This window comes from Methanobrevibacter filiformis (genome assembly GCF_001639265.1).
GTDB classification, from domain to species: Archaea; Methanobacteriota; Methanobacteria; order Methanobacteriales; family Methanobacteriaceae; genus Methanacia; species Methanacia filiformis.
Genome location: NZ_LWMT01000037.1, coordinates 1 through 19,855, shown reverse-complemented (window position 1 = coordinate 19,855; position 19,855 = coordinate 1). Strand labels below are relative to the sequence as shown.

The 19,855-nt window shown below is 28.3% G+C and carries 14 protein-coding genes; 2 read left to right on the top strand and 12 right to left on the bottom strand.

The features are described from left to right. Positions 1–477 precede the first annotated feature (477 nt). From MBFIL_RS01450 to MBFIL_RS01415, 8 genes are all read right to left on the bottom strand, one after another. A complete protein-coding gene (locus MBFIL_RS01450) occupies positions 478–864 on the bottom strand; it encodes a type II toxin-antitoxin system VapC family toxin (RefSeq protein WP_066970778.1) in 387 nt (128 codons plus the stop codon). Then, the gene (locus tag MBFIL_RS01445) at positions 861–1,115 is read right to left on the bottom strand and encodes an AbrB/MazE/SpoVT family DNA-binding domain-containing protein (RefSeq protein ID WP_066970776.1); all 255 of its coding nucleotides are present in this window, start codon (positions 1,113–1,115) and stop codon (positions 861–863) included. The genes MBFIL_RS01450 and MBFIL_RS01445 overlap by 4 nt, the downstream gene beginning before the upstream one ends. 539 nt (positions 1,116–1,654) lie before the next feature. Beyond that, positions 1,655–2,110, bottom strand: coding sequence for a hypothetical protein (locus MBFIL_RS01440; RefSeq protein ID WP_066970774.1), 456 nt, complete (start codon positions 2,108–2,110; stop codon positions 1,655–1,657). 492 nt (positions 2,111–2,602) lie between these two features. Beyond that, positions 2,603–3,838: a 4Fe-4S binding protein gene (locus tag MBFIL_RS01435; RefSeq protein WP_066970772.1), complete on the bottom strand. Its 1,236-nt coding sequence runs from the start codon at positions 3,836–3,838 to the stop codon at positions 2,603–2,605. Positions 3,839–3,851: 13 nt separating this feature from the next. Further along, complete coding sequence (locus MBFIL_RS01430) at positions 3,852–5,279, bottom strand: Ni/Fe hydrogenase subunit alpha (protein WP_066970769.1); 1,428 nt, start codon at positions 5,277–5,279, stop codon at positions 3,852–3,854. 2 nt (positions 5,280–5,281) lie between these two features. Next, positions 5,282–6,208 carry an NADH-quinone oxidoreductase subunit B family protein gene (locus tag MBFIL_RS01425; protein ID WP_066970767.1) on the bottom strand — a complete coding sequence of 309 codons (927 nt, stop codon included), beginning with the start codon at positions 6,206–6,208 and terminating at the stop codon, positions 5,282–5,284. Positions 6,209–6,224: 16 nt separating this feature from the next. Further along, complete coding sequence (locus tag MBFIL_RS01420) at positions 6,225–6,653, bottom strand: hydrogenase iron-sulfur subunit (protein ID WP_066970765.1); 429 nt, start codon at positions 6,651–6,653, stop codon at positions 6,225–6,227. 572 nt (positions 6,654–7,225) lie between these two features. Beyond that, on the bottom strand, positions 7,226–13,975 hold the full coding sequence (locus MBFIL_RS01415; RefSeq protein WP_066970763.1) for a beta strand repeat-containing protein: 6,750 nt from the start codon (positions 13,973–13,975) through the stop codon (positions 7,226–7,228). 782 nt (positions 13,976–14,757) lie between these two features. Between MBFIL_RS01415 and MBFIL_RS01410 the strand changes: the two genes are divergently transcribed. Then, a complete protein-coding gene (locus MBFIL_RS01410) occupies positions 14,758–14,967 on the top strand; it encodes a hypothetical protein (RefSeq protein ID WP_066970761.1) in 210 nt (69 codons plus the stop codon). Between the two features lie 25 nt (positions 14,968–14,992). Further along, the gene (locus MBFIL_RS11300) at positions 14,993–15,214 is read left to right on the top strand and encodes a hypothetical protein (RefSeq protein WP_449405477.1); all 222 of its coding nucleotides are present in this window, start codon (positions 14,993–14,995) and stop codon (positions 15,212–15,214) included. A gap of 46 nt (positions 15,215–15,260) precedes the next feature. On the opposite strand, the gene MBFIL_RS01405 is transcribed toward MBFIL_RS11300, so the two are convergent. From MBFIL_RS01405 to MBFIL_RS01390, 4 genes are all read right to left on the bottom strand, one after another. Then, a complete protein-coding gene (locus MBFIL_RS01405) occupies positions 15,261–15,653 on the bottom strand; it encodes a type II toxin-antitoxin system VapC family toxin (RefSeq protein WP_066970758.1) in 393 nt (130 codons plus the stop codon). Further along, a complete protein-coding gene (locus tag MBFIL_RS01400) occupies positions 15,650–15,892 on the bottom strand; it encodes an AbrB/MazE/SpoVT family DNA-binding domain-containing protein (protein ID WP_066970756.1) in 243 nt (80 codons plus the stop codon). Before MBFIL_RS01400 ends, MBFIL_RS01405 begins: the two co-directional genes overlap by 4 nt. Before the next feature lie 473 nt (positions 15,893–16,365). Beyond that, the gene (locus tag MBFIL_RS01395; RefSeq protein ID WP_066970754.1) at positions 16,366–16,641 is read right to left on the bottom strand and encodes a hypothetical protein; all 276 of its coding nucleotides are present in this window, start codon (positions 16,639–16,641) and stop codon (positions 16,366–16,368) included. A 154-nt stretch (positions 16,642–16,795) separates the two neighbouring features. Further along, positions 16,796–19,597: a DUF11 domain-containing protein gene (locus MBFIL_RS01390; RefSeq protein WP_066970751.1), complete on the bottom strand. Its 2,802-nt coding sequence runs from the start codon at positions 19,595–19,597 to the stop codon at positions 16,796–16,798. Positions 19,598–19,855: the final 258 nt, after the last annotated feature.

Here is a 19,855-nt window from a genome sequence, read left to right as displayed (position 1 = left end):
ATAACTTTTTTGATTAAACATGTATTTCTGAAGGAAATTTAGAAAAACCTTCGATTATATTAATATTAAAAATATAGGAGGATTGAATAATAATGGTAACTATGACTGATGATATTAAAATCAGCCCGACTTATTAAAAATTATTAGTGAAATAGCTAAAAAAGAAAATAAAACAGAAAAATAAACTTTTATTAATGATATGGATATAAAAAGGAATAGAATCTAAAAAGAAGAATAAAATACCAGAATATTTAATAGATAATAAAGATACTTATAATCCCAACCCTGAAAGACTTCTAAAAATGGCAGGTATAGGAAAAACTGATAAACCTTTTAATGCTGTAAAACTCATAAGGGAGATGAAAAGTGACTACTTATGATATTTCTTGATGCAAATTATTTAGTTTCTTATTATTTTACTCCTAATATTTTTTACATTTATTTTCAGATGTTAAAATTATTGGAAAAAAATCAAAATCAATGTATTCTAACAACATGGTCTTTATTATCAAAATCATCATCAAAAGAAGCTATTTCATGAATATTTAATTTTTTCATAATTGTTAGGGCAGAGCTATCAGCTAAAGATAAAGTTCCATCATATTTTAAAAGTTCTAACATACTTTCATCTAACAATTTATCATCTTTATAAATAATATAGTTGTCTTTAATATAATTATAAATCTTTAATGCTGATTTTCCTCCATGTAATGCCCCAACTAAAGTTACAATCTCTGAAATTATAAGTTCTGAGGTTATTCTTTTTTCTTTTTTAATTTTTGGAAGTATTTCAACTGCTCTTTCATGCCATTGATCTATATCTGATGCAATAGCTATTATGAATGTTGCATCGACAAATATCATTTAAACATCTCTTTGTTAATCTTTTTCCCTTTGTTGTGCATTTTTTTTAATTTAACGCTATCATATTTAAAATTCGCGGATAAAGATCCGATTATGTCTTCATCAGTTACTTTTTTCCTTATGTTAATTTTTAATCCATCATCACTGTCTATCCATTCAATTATGTCTTCTCCCTTAATGTTATATTTTTTTCTAATTTCAGAAGGAACCACAGTTTGAAATGATTTTGAAATCTTAGTTGTTGGAAACATATTTTTCACCAAATATATTATATTTCATAAAATATTTATATATTTCTACTGTATTTTAAAACTCATAAAATATTTATATATTTCTACTGTATTTTAAAACTCATAAAATATTTATATATTTCTACTGTATTTTAAAACTCATAAAATATTTATATATTTCTATTGTATTTTAAAATTTATAAACTGTTTACACATTTCTGTTGTATTTTAAATTTTATAAAGTATTTTTCACTTTATTAAAATATTTAACAATGATTTCTATTAATCATACCAATTATGATGTTGTTATAATAAAAAGCGAAAAATACACAGAAAAAGAGAGCTACAAACATTACAAAAAGAATCAATGTTGCTAAGGGTAATATTTTGGACCTATAACTAAATTGTTCTTATTAAAACAATTTAAAATTAAAATAAATTATAAATTAATTAAATTAAAAAAGGATTATATTCAATTAAAAAGAAAGAAATTGGAAAAAATAAAAATAAAATAAAAAATAAATGTTATTAAACATTTTTAAAATAAATTATGTTGTTTCTTAGTTCGTTTCTGGATCACCAGCAAATTCAGAACTTGAATCTCCACCATTATCTGGTGTTACAGGTGTGATAACATCAGTAGATCCTGAGTCACTATCAGAACTTCCTCCTGTGTTTGAGCTTCCTCCACCAGTATTACTTGCTGGAGGTTTATAATTTGAGCTGCTTCCACCATTGTTGTTTGAATTATAGTTACCTCCATCAGTAGATAGCTGGTTTTGCTGATTTATATTATTTGTTGTTGTAGTGTTTTCAGGGAGATAATAGCTAGTATTAGTAGTATTATTAGAATTATTTACTGAAGCATTAATAGTAGAATTATTAGACAAATTAGCAGTATTGTTTTGATTCATTTGTTCATTGTATAATTTACTATTTTCGTACAAACCATAAGACAATAAGATAATGGCTAAAATAATAACAGCGAAAAATAATGCCTTCTTAGAATTCTTCATTAAATCACTCCTTCTATTTGCACATGATAATATTACACCATTTATGTGCATTATTATTTATTATATAATCCTTATTTTACAGGAGATTAATTTATTATTTTTATATTTTTTATTTCTAAAATGTAAAATTTAATTTTGTATTTAAAAAAACATTTTATCATAAATGAAATGCTTATTTTTTAAAATAGCTTTGATCAAACTTAATTTATTAAGTTAGAAAATCTTTGATTTCTCATTTTTTCTGGTTTTTCTTCTTTTCAAAAAGTTTGTTTAAAAGTTTGTTGGTATGAATAAAATTTTGTAAAAAACCATAGATTTTTTATAATATATATTTATGTGTATTCTTTATATTTAAAATATTTGATAATAAAATAAGCAAAAGAAAATTTAAATACAAATATTTGAGATATTTAGCTATTTTGAAAATATAAATAAAAGTAAGAAAAATAAAAAAGAAAAATAATAAATCGCTACATAAAGATATAGCTATTATTATTTAAAGATTAATGCATCTTTAGGACATGCATCTACACATTGTTCACATAAAGTACAGAAACCAGTTAAAGGTAAATTACCTTCTTCTTGGAGTTGTAACATGTTGTATGGACAAGTGTCTATACAGTCACCACATTTGTTACATTTAGATGGGCTGAACTGAAGTCTGTCACGTACTACAAGTTTGCCATCAACCATTTTTTCAATGGAAGTGACTTCGAGAGCATCATTTGGACATATTGCAGCACAAGCTCCACATCTAACACACATGTTAAATGATGGTTCACTATCAGTTTTTACACCAGCAGGTGCTTCAAGACCTGTTTTAGTAACTACCCTAATAGCTCCAGATGGGCAAATATTAGCACATGCTCCTACAAAATCACATTTTTCAGGAACATTAACTACGCCTTCATCACCAGCAGGTTTAGCATCACCTAAAGTAATATCTAATTTAATTGCATCTACAGGACATATACTTTCACATAATCCACATGCAGGACAGTTATGTGGAAGATCTACTGATAAATTAAGCCCTTTTGCTTCAATGAAGTCTCCAGGACATGCATCTACACAGCTATTACATCCAATACATGCATCAGCTTCAAGTGTGAATTCATTAACAACTTTTGAACGTTTATTTGGTCTTTTACCAGATATGAAAACTGCATCCCATGGACAAGTTTGTGAACAGACACCACATTTAATACAGACAGACTCATCGATGTCGATTTCTCCACCGATTTTATCAAGAGTAATTGCATTAACTGGGCATTCTTCTACACATCTACTACAACCTACACAATCTTCAATGTATATAGGACCTTCAATGGTTAAATCACGGACTTTAGGTTCCTTAATTCCAGGAATACCTATTACTTCAACAGGACAAATGTTTACACATTTTTGACACATTACACAGTATCCTTGTAGAGGTAATTTTTCAGTCTCAACAATTTGAAGAGTTTTTTGTGGGCAAATGTCTACGCAGTCCCCACATTGATCACATTTAGCAGGGTTGAAAACAATCCTAAGTTGTGGTTCACCATCTTCATCTATAACTAACTCATCAGCAGATAATGCATCGTTAGGACAAATTTCGATACATTTTGGTTCACCATTACAGACATCACAATTTATGATGCTTTGATCTTTTAAAAGAATAGCTGTAGATGGACAAGTACCTTCACAAGCCCCACACTTGATGCAGTCTTCTTGATTGACTACTATCATTTTTACACTCCAGTTAGAGTTTGTTTATTAATTGGCCTTCGCTATCATATACTTCGATGGTAGCTAATCTCATTTGAGTATCCATTGTGTGTGTTGCACAGGATAAACAAGGGTCGTATGCTCTGATAACCATTTCCATTAAGTTGAATATTTTATCATCTACTTCGACACCTGGCTTAATGTAATCTTTAGCTACCTTTTGAATACCCATTTCCATAGCAGGGTTGTTTTGTATTGTTGCAACAACGATGTTGACATTGGTCATTAAACCATCATCATCAGTTTTGTAATGGTGTATTAAAGTACCACGAGGTGCTTCTACAATACCTGCACCTTCACCAGCTACTCTTTCAATTGAATCAGGGAATTTTTTACCAGATAAATCTCCTTCTAAGTGTCCAACTGCAGATTCTGCAGAAGCGAGAAGTTCGATAAGTCTAGCCCAGTGAGTGAGTAATGGTGCTTGTGCATAGCCAAATGCATCACGGAATTCTTTTAGTCTGTCTTGAGCAAGAGGTGCTACATCAGGCATTTTATCACAGACATTGATTCTTGATAAAGGAGCTACACGGTAGATACCTTCAGGATAGCCTAATTCTTTAATGTAAGGGAATTTTAACCAGGAGTATGGTTTAACATGCTCTGCTACAATGTCTAAGTATTCGAGGTTGTTGTATTCATATTCGATTTTAGAACCATCTTTACTTTTAATTCTTACATCACCGTTGTAAACATCCCAAACACCATCTTTAGTTAAACCACAATGTCTTGTGTCACCGAAGTTACCAAGAGTAGATGCTAATTCAATTTTATCTTGGAATATAGGAATAGCTAAGTCTAAAGTTGCTTGTGCTAATTCTACATTTTGTTTTGCTTTACCAAGTAAATCTTTTTGAGTTTCAGCATCTAATTCTGTTGAAATACCACCTGGAGTTGAAGAAGTAGGGTGAATTGGTCTTCCACCAACAGCTTTAACGATATCCAAACCGTTTTTCCTCATTTGAATAGCTTGTAATGCAACTTCCGGCATATCTTTAATAATTTGGAAAACATTTCTGGTTTTTCTGGTTGCATCAGGGATAACAAAATCAGGTGCTGCTAAGAAATAGAAATGAAGCGCGTGAGAGTGCATGTATGAACCCCAGTTCATAAGTTCTCTCATCTTATAAGCATCAGGTAAGATTTCATCATCTTTAAACCCATAACATTGATCTGCAGCTTTAGCAGCAGCTAAGTGGTGTTGTACATCACAAATACCACAAATTCTTGGAACAATCCTTGGAGCTTCTTCCACAGGACGTCCTTGCATAAATTTCTCGAATCCTCTAAATTCCATAACATGTAACTTAGTATCTTGAACATTTCCTGCTTCATCTAAATTCACAGTAATTTTTGCATGTCCTTCAATACGAGTTACTGGTTCCATAGTAAGTTTTACCATAATTATTTACCCCCTTTCTGCATTTTAGCTGGTATTAAAGCAGATGGTAATGTGTAAGTATAGAAAGTTCCTATAATATCATCTAATTGATCTGCTACTAACTCTGGATCAATAGTTTTATCTTCACCTACTTTATAATCAGAAGCAATCGCAGCAATCATTTTAGCACCTGCATCAGATACTTTAGAAGTAGGTCCATAGCAACCTCTACATTGTACAGCAATACTTGGACACTCTGCACCACATAAAGAAATAGTTGCTGGTCCTAAACAGACTAAACCTTGAGAGATTAAACAAAGATCTTCTTCAGGTTTTCCAACTTCAAATTGTCTTTTAATGAAATCCATAGACAATCCTTCAGGTGGTTTTTCTCTTGGACATACATCACAAAGGTTAGTTGTTGGTAATTCAACAGGTTCTCCTTTAAGTAAAGCAACTACAGCTTGAGCTACAACATCAGATCTTGGTGGACAACCTGGAACATTTAAGTCCACATCAATTGCCTCGCCGAGTGGTCTTACTCTGCTTTCTAAGTGAGGTACTTCTTCGTTAGGTATAACACCTTCAGGATTTACAGTACTTGGAGAATTTACGTATGCTTCTTCTTCCAATTCATCAACAGTATGTAAATTACCAAGTCCTGGAACTCCACCATAACAAGCACAAGTACCATAATTAATAACGAACTTAGCTTTTTCTCTTAACATTTCAGCTAATTCTCTGTTTTCTTCGTTTCTAATTCCACCTTCTACAATAAGTACATCAAGTTCAGGTACTTCATCATATTTAGTATCCATTAAAACTGGAGAGAATTCAAATTCTGCTAATTCTAAAACATCTAATAGTGATTCGTGAAAATCAGCAATTGATAAGTGGCAACCAGAACATCCGCCTAACCACATGGTCCCTATTTTAGCTTTATCTGCCATATTATTTTCCTCCTAATTAAGCCTCAGCATCTAATTGTTCTTTCAAAGGAGATTTTCCTAAGTCCTTAATTCTACCAACCATCATTTTAACGGTTGCAGAGAACTTTTCACCTTCAGATGCGGAAATCCAATCGTGGTGTATTCTTTCTCTTCCAATTCCAAGATCATCAGCCAATTTATAAATTAATCTCATTCTACGATCTAATTTATAGTTTCCTGCATCATAATGGCAGTCACCGTGGTGACATCCAGTTACAAGAACTCCATCAGCGCCTTCTCTAAATGCTTTTAAAACAAATTGAGGTTCAATTCTTCCTGAACACATTACCCTAATAACTCTTATATTAGTTGGGTATTGCATCCTTGCGGTACCTGCGGTGTCTGCTCCACCGTAGGAACACCAGTTGCAACAAAACATTACAATTTTTACATCATCGTCAGCCATAGAGTTTTTCCTCCTCTATTTAAGATTTTTAACTAAATATTTTTAATCAAATAAACTAAATTTATAAATCAAACTTAATTAACTAAATAATACTTCATTATAAATGAAATATTTAATAAATTAAATTAGTAAATAAATTTTTGATTCATTTTATTTAAAAATTTCATGTACTTCAATGCATTACAAGCTAACATTAAACGTACTAATACTATTTTAGAATAGCTATTAATATAAAGGTTACTTAGAAAATCAAGTAGAAAAGTATAAATAAGATATTAAATAAATCGAAAAAATTAATAACAATAATTGAATAAAGGTTAAAAATAGATTAAAAATCAGAAATATGGTGTTAAATAAGTGTTTTATGAAAAGAAATGTTAAAATATTTAATAAACGAAGAATAAAAGTATTAAAGCATGACTAATATAAATATTAATTAAAAATTTAATAAATAAATTATAATCATAGATGAAAAATGAATAAATAAAAAATAATACAAAGTTTAAGTAAAATTAACTTAAAATAACTTAAAATAACTTAAACTAAAATACATAATGTGTTTTTATTATAATTTAGATTTTATATTTTAAAATAGCTATTCCTTTTTTGTTAGTTTTAGCTTTTCCAACATATTCACCTTTAACATAAAATTTAATATGTTTATTTACTAATGGAACTCCATTACTACTAGTTAACCTGCTTTTTAATTTAACAATACTTCCCTTTTTAGCTTTGATTGGATATATTTTAATAGCTGTTTTACTCTTTGCTTTAACTGAATAAGTTTTATTTAACTTGTGATATTGTGAATCTCCAGCATATTTAATTGTTAGTCTGTTTTTACTCTTTTTAAGTAGAGTTTTAATTTTAAATTGTCCTTTACTGTTTGTAGTATATTCACCTAATTTTTTACCATTTAAATAGGCAGTAAATACTTTTTTACTCAAATATTTACCTTTTGTATTCTGTGCTTTCACTGAAACTGTTGTTTTACTACCAATATAATATTTTGATATAATAACGCTTAATTTAATTTTTGTTTTTGTTTTTGATACTTTTTTCACTGTTAAATGTTTTATAGGTGTTGTTGAGTTTACTATAGGTTGTTTATTAGGTTTTACTATAGATTCTTCTTCTAATTCTTGATTTTCTACTTGAGGTTTACTAATATTCTGATCTTCCACCTGTGGTTTAGTAGAATTTTGGTTTCCTACTTGAGGTTTACTAATATTCTGATTTTCCACCTGAGGTTTAGTAGAATTTTGGTTTCCTACTTGAGTTTTATTAATATTCTCCCCTAATATTTGAGAGTCAATAGAACTATTATCCTTTACTTGAGGAGTAGTAGAATCGTTACCTTTTACTAGAGGAGCAGTAATATTCTGATCATTTAGTGGAGGAGCAGTATAATTAGTATCTACCGTAATACTATCAGTAGAATTCTGATTTACTTCAGTAACCGTAATTTTGGCTTCGGTTGAATTAGAATTTCCATAGCTACCCTCAAAACTTATAAATGAAGTGAAATAAGTCAGATAATCTACACTTAACGGAACATAGTAATAAATAGCTGTTCCATTATTGTTTGTAGTGTTGCTTCCAATGTATTGTTCATTTACATAGAACTTAATGGTTTTATTTACAATAGACTGGTTTTTATCATTCTTTAATATAGTATATAAAATAACAGTTTGATTAACAGTAGCTGTAAGATTAAATGCAGTTATTATAGTTGATATTTTATTAACTGTAACGTTCTTAATTGTTGAATTGGACATTCCATAGAATCCTTCTGAATCTATGAATGATGTATGATATATGAAACTGTTAGTACTGTTTGGAGTGTAATAATAAACAGCTATCCCACTATCATCAGTAACATTACTTCCAATATACTCTCCGTTCACATAAAAACCAATAAACTTATTAACAATAAACTCATTATTACTATTTATTAAGATAGCGCTTAAATCAATTGATTGATTAAATGTTGCAGTAACATTAAACACACTTAACATACTTTGTACTTGGTTAACCACAAAAATACCATCTGTTGAATTAACTGACTCATAATTTCCTTCAGAATCTACAAACACTACATAATATGTAAAATTACCAATATTAGTTGGAGCATAATAATAAACACTTGTTCCATCACCATCAGTAACATTACTTCCAATATATTCTCCATTCACATAAAAATCAACAAACTTATTTACAATAGACTCATTATTACTGTCCACCAATGTTGTAGTTAAAGCAACTGGCTGATCAAATGTAGATGAGGTATTATTTATCATTAACACAGTTTGTGCTAAGTTAACTACAACTGTTATATTTTCTGATTCAGAAGGTCCATAATTTCCTTCAGAATCTATAAATGCCCCATAATATGTAAAATTACTAGCATTACTTGGAACATAATAATAAACAGCTATCCCACTATCATCAGTAACATTACTCCCAATATACTCTCCGTTCACATAAAAACCAACAGACTTATTAACAATTGAATTATCAGCACTATCTGTTAATATAGTACTTAGAGCAACTGACTGATTAAATATTGCAGTAACATTCAACACATCCAACATACTTTGTGCTTGATTAACCACAACAGTAGCATCTGTTGAATTAACTGACCCATAATTTCCTTCAGAATCTACAAACACTGCATAATAGGTAAAATTACTAGCATTACTTGGAACATAATAATAAACAGCTATCCCACTATCATCAGTAACATTACTCCCAATATACTCCCCATTCACATAAAAACCAACAAACTTATTAACAATTGAATTATCAGCACTATCTGTTAATATAGTACTTAGAGCAACTGACTGATTAAATATTGCAGTAACATTCAACACATCCAACATACTTTGTGCTTGATTAACCACAACAGTAGCATCTGTTGAATTAACTGACCCATAATTTCCTTCAGAATCTACAAACACTGCATAATAGGTAAAATTACTAGCATTACTTGGAACATAATAATAAACAGCTATCCCACTATCATCAGTAACATTACTCCCAATATACTCCCCATTCACATAAAAACCAACAAACTTATTAACAATAGACTCATTATTAATGTCTTTCAATGTTGTACTTAATGTTGCAGATTGATCGAATGTCGCTATAGTATTGTTTACCACTAATATTGTTTGTGCTTGATTAACTGTGATTGTTATGTTTGTTGAATTAGAAGATTCATAATTTCCTTCAGAATCGACAAATACTACATAATAGGTAAAATTACTAGCATTATTTGGAGTATAATAATAAACAGCTATTCCACTATCATCAGTAATATTACTCCCAATATACTCCCCATTCACATAAAAACCAACAGACTTATTAACAATTGAATTATCACCACTATCTGTTAATGTAATACCTAGAGCAACTGACTGATTAAATATTGCAGTGACATTCAAGACATTTAATATACTTTGTGCTTGATTAACCACAACAGTAGCATCTGTTGAATTAAGTGACTCATAATTTCCTTCAGAATCTACAAATGCTGTGTGATATGTAAAATTATTAGCATTACTTGGAGTATAATAATAAACAGCTATTCCACTATCATCAGTAACATTACTCCCAATATATCCTCCATTCACATAAAAATCAACAGACTTATTAACAATTGAGATGTTATTATCATCTTTCAATGTTGTACTTAATGCTGCAGATTGATTGAATGTCGCCATAGTGTTGTTTACCACCAATATTATTTGTGCTTGATTAACCACAACAATACCCTCTGTTGAATTAACTGACTCATAATTTCCTTCAGAATCTATGAATATTGAATAATAGGTAAAATTACTAGCATTATTTGGAATATAATAGTAAACAGCTATTCCACTATCATCCGTAACATTACTCCCAATATACTCCCCATCCACATAAAAACCAACAGACTTATTAACAATAGACTCATTATTAATGTCTTTCAATGTTGTACTTAATGTTGCAGATTGATTGAATGTCGCTATGGTGTTGTTCACCACCAATATTGTTTGTGCTTGATTAACTGTGATTGTTATGTTTGTTGAATTAGAAGATTCATAATTTCCTTCAGAATCGACAAATACTACATAATAGGTAAAATTACTAGCATTACTTGGAACATAATAATAAACAGCTATCCCACTATCATCCGTAACATTACTCCCAATATACTCCCCATCCACATAAAAACCAACAGACTTATTAACAATAGACTCATTATTAATGTCTTTCAATGTTGTACTTAATGTTGCAGATTGATTGAATGTCGCTATGGTGTTGTTCACCACCAATATTGTTTGTGCTTGATTAACTGTGATTGTTATGTTTGTTGAATTAGAAGATTCATAATTTCCTTCAGAATCGACAAATACTACATAATAGGTAAAATTACTAGCATTGTCTGGAGTATAATAATAAACAGCTATTCCACTATCATCCGTAATATTACTCCCAATATACTCCCCATCCACATAAAAACCAACAGACTTATTAACAATTGAGTCATTAGCACTCTCTGTTAGTATAGTACTTAGAGCAACTGACTGATTAAATGTTGCAGTAACATTAAACACATTTAACATACTTTGTGCTTGATTAACCACAACACTACTCTCTGTTGAATTAACTGACTCATAATTTCCTTCAGAATCTACAAATGTTCCATAGTATGTGAAATTGCCAGTATTGTTTAGAGCATAATAGTAAACAGCTATTCCACTATCATCCGTAACATTACTTCCAATATACTCCCCATCCACATAAAAACCAACAGACTTATTAACAATCGAATTATTACTACTATCTGTTAATGTAGCATTTAGAGCAACTGACTGATTAAATGTTACTGCAATATTAGAAACTGTTAATGCACTTGTTTGAGGTGAAAAGGTTAGTTTTGTTGTGCTGTTAGAGTTAGTGTATAATCCAGTTCCTTCAAATACTGCAAATATTGTGCAATTACCAGTGCCATTTATAATGTATTCTAAATTTGCAATACCTTCTCCATTGGTAATATTACTACCCATATAAACTAGGTCATTACTTTTATTAATGTAGAATTTAATAGTTTTACTTGGTACTGGTTGATATGATTGGTTTGTTAGGTTTGCAACGATAAGTATTTTATCACCATATGTTCCATTTTGAGAGTTCACTTTAGTTATTGTGATCATTTGCCCTGCAAATAAGCTTAATGATTGTGTTACACCATCAACTATAAGTTTAAATGTCACATTTTTATTGGCAATACCTACACCATCAAAATCAAAATCAACTGTATTGTTGAATCTAGCATCCCATGTACCATTGGCTTTAGTGTCATTACCATCAAAAGTAAGGTTCATAGCAATAGTTGCAGTAGTTGTGTTAATGTATACTCTACCTCCAAAGTATGGAATCAAATTAACATCATGTTCTTCATTAGTATTGAGGTAGAATAGATAATCAAATGTTCCAGTTCCAGTTTCTAAATCAATTGTTAAATTTTCCATTGTTAGGACATGATAATTATTTAGGATTGTACCATCGACAGTTGGACTGTTGTTTCCCCACCAATTGTAATCAGCATCAACAGTTCCACTAGCAACATATAATTGAGTACTTGGATTGTTATATAAACGATTGTGATTTAAAACTCCACTGCCACTTATATATAATGCCCCTCCTCGACTAGTTGCAGTACCACTAGGTGCGCTAGATGTGAGGATGTTGTTTACAAATGTAGATGTATTTATATTAAAATTATTTCCTCCACTGTAAACTGCACCTCCAAAACTGTTAGCAGCACGACTAGTATTTGCTGTATAACTATAGACAGTGTTATTTGAAAAACTGGAATTAACTAGATTGAAATTATTATTAGTAGTATAGATAGCAGCACCATAACTATAAGCATTCCCACTACCACTTTGAGTGTAAGCATAACCTCTTGTGAATGTAGAATCATTTATATTAAGATTAATACCAGTGTTATATATAGCTCCGCCATAACTATAAGCCGTATCCACTCTACTAGACTTATGTGTAAATACACCATATCCCATACTATTTGTAAATCGAGAATTGACTATAGTAAGGTTATCAACATTATTGTAGATAGCTCCACCATAAGTGTAAACATAACGTGCCATAACATCAGTACTTGTAGCAGTACTGTTTGCAATATTAGTTGTAAAATCAGAATTACTTATATTAAAATTAGCACCCTGATTATATATTACTCCACCATAACTATAAGCAGAAGCAGTAACAACTGGGCTCTTAGCACTATTATTTGTAAATTTAGAGTTGTTTACATTTAAATTGATTCCAGTATTATAAACAGCACCACCATAACTGTAACTATCAAAAGTATTACCACTACTCAAAGCAATATTAGAGGTGAATATTGAGTTGTTTATACTGAGATTAGCACCAGTATTATAGATAGCTCCACCATAAGTATAAACTAAATACTCATATGCCGAATTCAGAGTTATATTTGCTGAATTATTTGTAAAGTTACAATTACTTATGTTTAAGTTATTAGCTGTATTGTAAATAGCTCCACCATAACTTTCAACATTTGTATACTTAACACCACTTCTTGCACTGTTATTTGTAAATATGGAATTTTCTAATCTTAAACTACCTCCCTTATTATATATTGCGCCCCCATAGCTACGAGCAACTAAATCATCAGTTAAAGTACTATCTGCAATGTTAGATGTGAAAGTAGAGTTTGCTATATATAAATTACCCCCATTGTTGTATATAGCACCTCCAACAACAAGTCCCTTTACATGTAATGCTACATTATTTGTGAATATACAATTTATTAAGTTAACATTATTTGTTGATCCAATATACATTGCACTTCCATTTCCTGTAATTTTTGCATTACTAAAAGTTATATTTTGGAAAGTAATGTTATTATTTCCACCTGTGATATTAAACAGGCTTCCTGAGTTATTTCCATGAATAACTACTGTATTTGGTGCACCATTTCCTTGAATTAATAGGTTTTTATTTGAAAATGTTAATTTATTGTTACGGTCTGTTGCTTTGTTATATGTTCCAGCCTCTAATGTGATTACATTATCACTGTCATTTTCAATTTCAACAGTACTTATAGCTCCATTAACACCAGTTTCATTACTTACATCAATTGTAAAATCAGTAGCACTGACTGATGATATGTTAATTAATAAAATAGCTATAGATAATAAAATAGCTATTTTTAAGATTTTGTGATTATTATTCTCCAAGTTGGGAGTATTTTTATTTAAATAATTATTTTTTTTAATCTTTCTCAATATTACACCTCTTTAAATCTCTTCAAACATTTTTAATTGTTAAATCTATAATTAAAACAATTAACATTTGGATTATCACTTAGTAATTCTAAATCATATTATAATCTATTATTTATCATGATAATTCATTATACCTATTTATATTTAGTAAATTAATTTTTAAAATATAATTTAAGAAATAAAATGAATTATAATGATTTAAAGATAATTTTAACTTATTTAAAACCTTAAAATTAATTTGATTATACATAGATAATATATAATTAGCATGTATATTTTATAATATATAAAACTTTCTATTATATACGAACTAAAATAATGTTCAGTTTTAAAAACTTTTTAGCCAAGTTAATTATGCATATATAAGAGGGAATATTTGTTAAAACAGACTTAATCATGTTTAATCAGAATATTTATGTAAAATAAGATACAATTTTATTTATAGCTATTTTAATAAAGTTATTATAAAAATGAATTGTTAAAAATCGTTGAAAATAAAAAAAAATAAATGAATATATACTAAAAATAAAAAACCTTGTAATGCAAAAAATTTTGTATTACACCATCAAATAACATGGAACAATTATTAAAAAATTCAAAATCAAAAAAATAGTTTATATACATTTATATACCAATAATAATTTACAGACTTTAAACTCTGTAAAATTAATAATAGGCAGCCATTTTAAAAAAATATAAACAATTAGACAATAGAAATATTAAAATATGAATTAATAAATATTATGGGATGATTAAGATATTAGAATTACTTAACTAAAAAAATGAGTGGGAAAGAACTTGTTAAAAGCTTAGAAAAAGAGTATGGATCTAACGATGTATTGGAAAGAGCATTCAATAGAACCGAAAATATGAAGCTTGAAATGGATCTTGAAAATTGGGAATATTTCCTTAAACATCCTGCTGAAGAGATTGAACAACAGAAAATAATTTATGCTGAAAATCCAGATAGAATATTTCAGATTTTGAACTAATGAATTTTATTAAACACCAAAGTCCATTAGTGAATTAGCAAGATTAACAGATATAGATGTTGCTAATATTCAAAGAAAACTTAATAAATTAGAAGAAGAAGGTTCTGTTGAGTTTATAAAAGGTAATAAGAACAGTGAAATTCCACAGATTTTTATTAAATTTATTAGTTGCATATTTTGTAGTTATTATTATATAACTTTAAACTGCCCTTTAAAAAATATTTATCCATTGACTAAAACAATATGACTCTCTCCAACAACTGTTAGTCAGTTCAATTTTTCAAAATTCTAATTTAATGTGCAATTCGCACAATTTTTTCTTTATTATCAAAATGATGATCAAAAGACACAATTTTTGTGATATTCAATTCTTTCATTATTTCAATAATTATAGAATCAGCTAAAGATAATTTACCTCCATATTTTATTTGTGTTGAAACTGCTTTATCATATAATGCCCTATTTTCATTATAAATAATGAAATTTTCTTTAAGATTAATATACAATTGTTTAATCGCTTCACTACCAAGACGCTTACCTATTGTGTTTAAAGACTCAATTATAACTGCATTACATATTACTCTTTTTTCATTATTTATTTTAGAAACTAATGATGCAGCATGATTGTGCCATTGATCATTACTATCAACAAGACCCACTATAAAGCCAGTATCAATAAATATCAATAGTCTTCACGACCTTCTCTCATTTTTCTAACAGATTTAACCGCATCAGCAGGACCTTTAGATTTAAACATACCACACATACTCATAAAATCAGTCGATTTTCTAGGAGTTACTCTAATCTCACCATTTTCAAGCACATCCCAATCTAAAACATGCTCTAAATCCAAATTTATTTTATTTCTAATATTTTTAGGGATTGTTGTTTGAAACCCCTTGTATAATTTTGATGTTTCAGTCATTTTAATATCTCCTGTTAACACATATAGTAACCACATCATATAAATTTAACCATGAAAAAAATAATGACAGGAATAAGAACAAGCTTTTAAAAAAAAAATTAATCAAAAGATATTTCATGAAATTGAAATATATTAATCATAATTATGTAAAAAATAATAATAAAAAATTTTCCAAATATCGCCTTAAATTGTTTCATATAAATAAAAGCATTTCCTATGATTAAAATGCTTTATTTTTGGAAACAACTTTTGATCAAACTTTTTTTAAAAGTTTGAATGATAGTTATTTTTCCTTAAAAATTTACATCCAATTTGTTAATCTTAGTCCTTCAATGTTTTTAAAGTGTTTTGTATTATTTGAGACTAAAATTCCATTATTATTCATAACTGTTGCTACAATCAAATCAACAGATATTGCACTTGTACCTAATTGTTTCTTTTTTTGTTTAATTTAATAAGTGTTCTGTAATATTTTAATTCCCATGGAAATATTCTATGATTATATCTGTATCAAGGAATATCATATTCTTCTCTACCTTTGAAAAATTTTTTCTATCATCTAAAATTTCTTCAAAAATTTTCATATCTTCATCATCCCAAGTGCCAGAGAGTTCAATGATTTCCTTTAATCTATCATCTATTTTTTCTTTTATTTTAGAAAGTTTTAGTTCTACATTATAGTTTCCTTTAGGTAAAGGATTTTCAAAACTAAACTTTTCTCCATCATAAGTTCCTTTTATTGTGTACATGATAATTTCTCTTAATTTTTATAAATACTATTTTAAAAAAACTAATTTTTAATTTTAGAATATTGTAAATAAGAATAATAAAAATAAGAAAATCTTAATAAATTACATATGAGAATATTTTTCGTTATTTTGCAAAATCAGTGTCTAAATGTGTCTAAGTTTTTTTAGGAGTATATTTTAAAATAGCTATTCCTTCTTTGTTTGTTTTTACTTTTCCTAAGTACTTGTTTCCAATGTAAAACTGGACATATTTTCCTTTAGTTGGTTTTCCGTTTTTATTTGCTACTTTAACTGATAAGCTAACTTTTTTATAATAATAAGCTTTAGTTTTAATTGAAGTAAGTTTACTATTTGAAGTTTTAACTTTATACTTAAGAGTAAAAGATTTATATTTAGCTTTAGAAGTATAAGTTTTAGAAATAGCTACATATTTACTGTTTTCAGCGGATTTTATTTGAATTTTAGTAGATGTGTTTGTAGGTGTGGTCTTAAAGGTAAATTCTCCTTTGCTATTGGTTTTATAAGTACCTAATTTTTTCCCATTGATATATACTGTAAATGATTTATTAGCTACCTTACCCTTGATATATGTAGCTTTAACTTTAAATGACTTTTTATATCCTACATAACCAGTGGATAATCCAATAGCTAAATTAATTTCAAATTTATTTATGGTTATTTTAGATTTAGATGAATTAAAGGAAGCATAATCTTTCGAAGAGTCAGTGAAAGATGAAGTATAATATAATATACCTGTTTTTTTTGGAGTGTAACTAAAGTATGCAGACCCTTTAGAGTTAGTAATATTGGTTCCAAGATAAGTTCCATTTATGTAAAATTTAATTGATTTAGATACAATAGCTTCTTTATTTTTATCAGTTAAAGTAGACTCTAATTTAATGGTTTTACCAAGATTAGTTGTTATATTTGTTTGTGTTAAGGTTACTGGAATTCTTAAAGCATCAATAGAAATAGAGCTAGTATTATTTCCAATATTTTTATCATTAATATCAGAATCATTGACTGATACATTAGCAAAAGATTCAATAGTGCCAATAGCTATTATAGTAACATTAATCTCTAAAATAGCTATTTCTCCAGAGTTTAAATTTTCAATAGTCCATAAACCAGTGGCATAATCATAAGCACCTTCAGTTGCAGTATAATTAATAAAGTTTAGTTTATCTTTATCTAATATAATATTAGTAACATATAGATTACTCACATTAGTTATGCCATTATTGGTGACAGTAATAATATAAGTGATGTTATCTTTAATATTATGCTCACTTGAAGTGGAATTTACAATATTAGTAATAGTTAAATTCACTATATCAGCATTGATTGATAGAGTTATATTTTCATCATCTAATGAAGCAGAAATATTTGTATTTAAGTTATATTTTGATAATGTAATATCTTCAGAGAAATTATTAGACCTTAAATCTATTAATTCACTTTTAATCAATCCAGTACTATTTTTTAAAATAATTTCTACTTCAAAAGGAGGAAGTAAAGTAATATTATTTACAACATCCTCAGAATTTAAACCAAAACTTGAAGTTAATGTTGCATTTTGATAAATAGGATATATCACTGAATCATTTTCAGTAAAGAAAGTGTTGTTTAAAGATAAACGAAGAACATAGTAGTAGTCCAAACTAAGATTAGTTCCATAGTCCTCATAATAATCAGTTATATTATTTCTACCCCACCAATTAAAGTTAGCAACATTGTTTTCACCATAATTCTCCATTCCCATAGTATTGTTATGAATACGATTGTAAATAAAAGAATTATTTGTTCCATTTAATACAAGCCCAACAAGGCTATTAATCACTGTTGAAGTACTAATAGTGTTATTGCTTCCATAGATTACAATAGCCACCTCATTTTTATCAAAGGTAGAATTTAGGAAGATATTATTCTTACTACTATCATTAAAAATTAAAGCATTGATAAATCCATTTAAATAAATGTTAGAAAAGTTATTATCAAATCCAGATACAACAATACCTTTGAGATTAGTAGAATAGCTATTAAAAGTACCATTACCTATAGAATTACCATTACCCTCAATAATCATTAAAATAGTATTGTTTTCTATTGTATTATTGTTATTTAAAATATTTTCATCTAAATCATAAGCAGAATTCACAAATCCAAGCCCTATAGCAACATCACTTTCAGCAATTATTGATGAATTAATAAACGCCTTGGTAGAATTTATATAAATAGCTATATGACTATTGTTTGTGAAATTAGAGAAGCTTACACTGAAATTACCATGACCTGTGTAAATAACCCCTCCAGTATCGGATGCACTATTATTTATAAAGTTAGAATTATCTATAAGTACATTAGGACTATCTTCATTGTATATAGCTCCACTAATATCTCCACTGTTTTCTATAAATGTCGAATTAATTATATTTAAAGTTGAACCATTATTATAGATAGCTCCACTAATATTGCCATAGTTGTTTTCAAATATACATCCTATGATGGTTAAACTATTGTTTTCACCTGAAATAAATATAGCTCCACCTTCTGATGCATTTCCGTTTTTAAAGGTTAAGTTCTCAAAAATTATATTATTATTTGATCCATCAATTTTAAATAGTTGTCCCTCATTTAATCCATCAATAACAACTTCTTCTGCTGAACCATTTCCAGTGAAATTTAGACTTTTGTTTGAAAATGAGATATTGTTGTTTTTATCTGTGCTTTTGTTGTAATTTCCTTCACTTAAAGTAATTGTGTTAACTGAATCTGTTGCATTATTTATAGCTCCATTAATTCCATCAGTACTATCAGATGTAATTGAAATGTCTGTTGCATTAGCACCTGACGTTATAATAGCTATTAATGTGAATATTACAAGTATAATAGCTATTTTAGTTAAATAATTATATATATTCTTCTTACTCAAGGATTCATTGCTTTTAGGCTCCATGTTAATTCACCTTATAATTGAAATGTTTTGTTTTCATCTATATTGATCATTTAAACATGTTAGATACTAAACAAATATAGATTAGTATAAAATATAGATTAGTATAATCAAATAAAAATGATATAAAAATTCACAGCTGTTAAGTTAAGGATTTTTCATGTTAGATATGTAGTGTGTAATGTTGTGATGTTTTTTGTTTATATTCTTATTTTTCTTTTAGCATGTTTTTTATTCTTGATATTGTTAGTCTTGTGTGTC

Coding starts and splice junctions, on each gene's coding strand:
- MBFIL_RS01450 (WP_066970778.1), bottom strand. CDS start 864: ATGATATTTGTCGATGCAACATTCATAATAGCTATTGCATCAGATATA.
- MBFIL_RS01445 (WP_066970776.1), bottom strand. CDS start 1,115: ATGTTTCCAACAACTAAGATTTCAAAATCATTTCAAACTGTGGTTCCT.
- MBFIL_RS01440 (WP_066970774.1), bottom strand. CDS start 2,110: ATGAAGAATTCTAAGAAGGCATTATTTTTCGCTGTTATTATTTTAGCC.
- MBFIL_RS01435 (WP_066970772.1), bottom strand. CDS start 3,838: ATGATAGTAGTCAATCAAGAAGACTGCATCAAGTGTGGGGCTTGTGAA.
- MBFIL_RS01430 (WP_066970769.1), bottom strand. CDS start 5,279: ATGGTAAAACTTACTATGGAACCAGTAACTCGTATTGAAGGACATGCA.
- MBFIL_RS01425 (WP_066970767.1), bottom strand. CDS start 6,208: ATGGCAGATAAAGCTAAAATAGGGACCATGTGGTTAGGCGGATGTTCT.
- MBFIL_RS01420 (WP_066970765.1), bottom strand. CDS start 6,653: ATGGCTGACGATGATGTAAAAATTGTAATGTTTTGTTGCAACTGGTGT.
- MBFIL_RS01410 (WP_066970761.1), top strand. CDS start 14,758: ATGAGTGGGAAAGAACTTGTTAAAAGCTTAGAAAAAGAGTATGGATCT.
- MBFIL_RS01400 (WP_066970756.1), bottom strand. CDS start 15,892: ATGACTGAAACATCAAAATTATACAAGGGGTTTCAAACAACAATCCCT.
- MBFIL_RS01395 (WP_066970754.1), bottom strand. CDS start 16,641: ATGTACACAATAAAAGGAACTTATGATGGAGAAAAGTTTAGTTTTGAA.
- MBFIL_RS01390 (WP_066970751.1), bottom strand. CDS start 19,597: ATGGAGCCTAAAAGCAATGAATCCTTGAGTAAGAAGAATATATATAAT.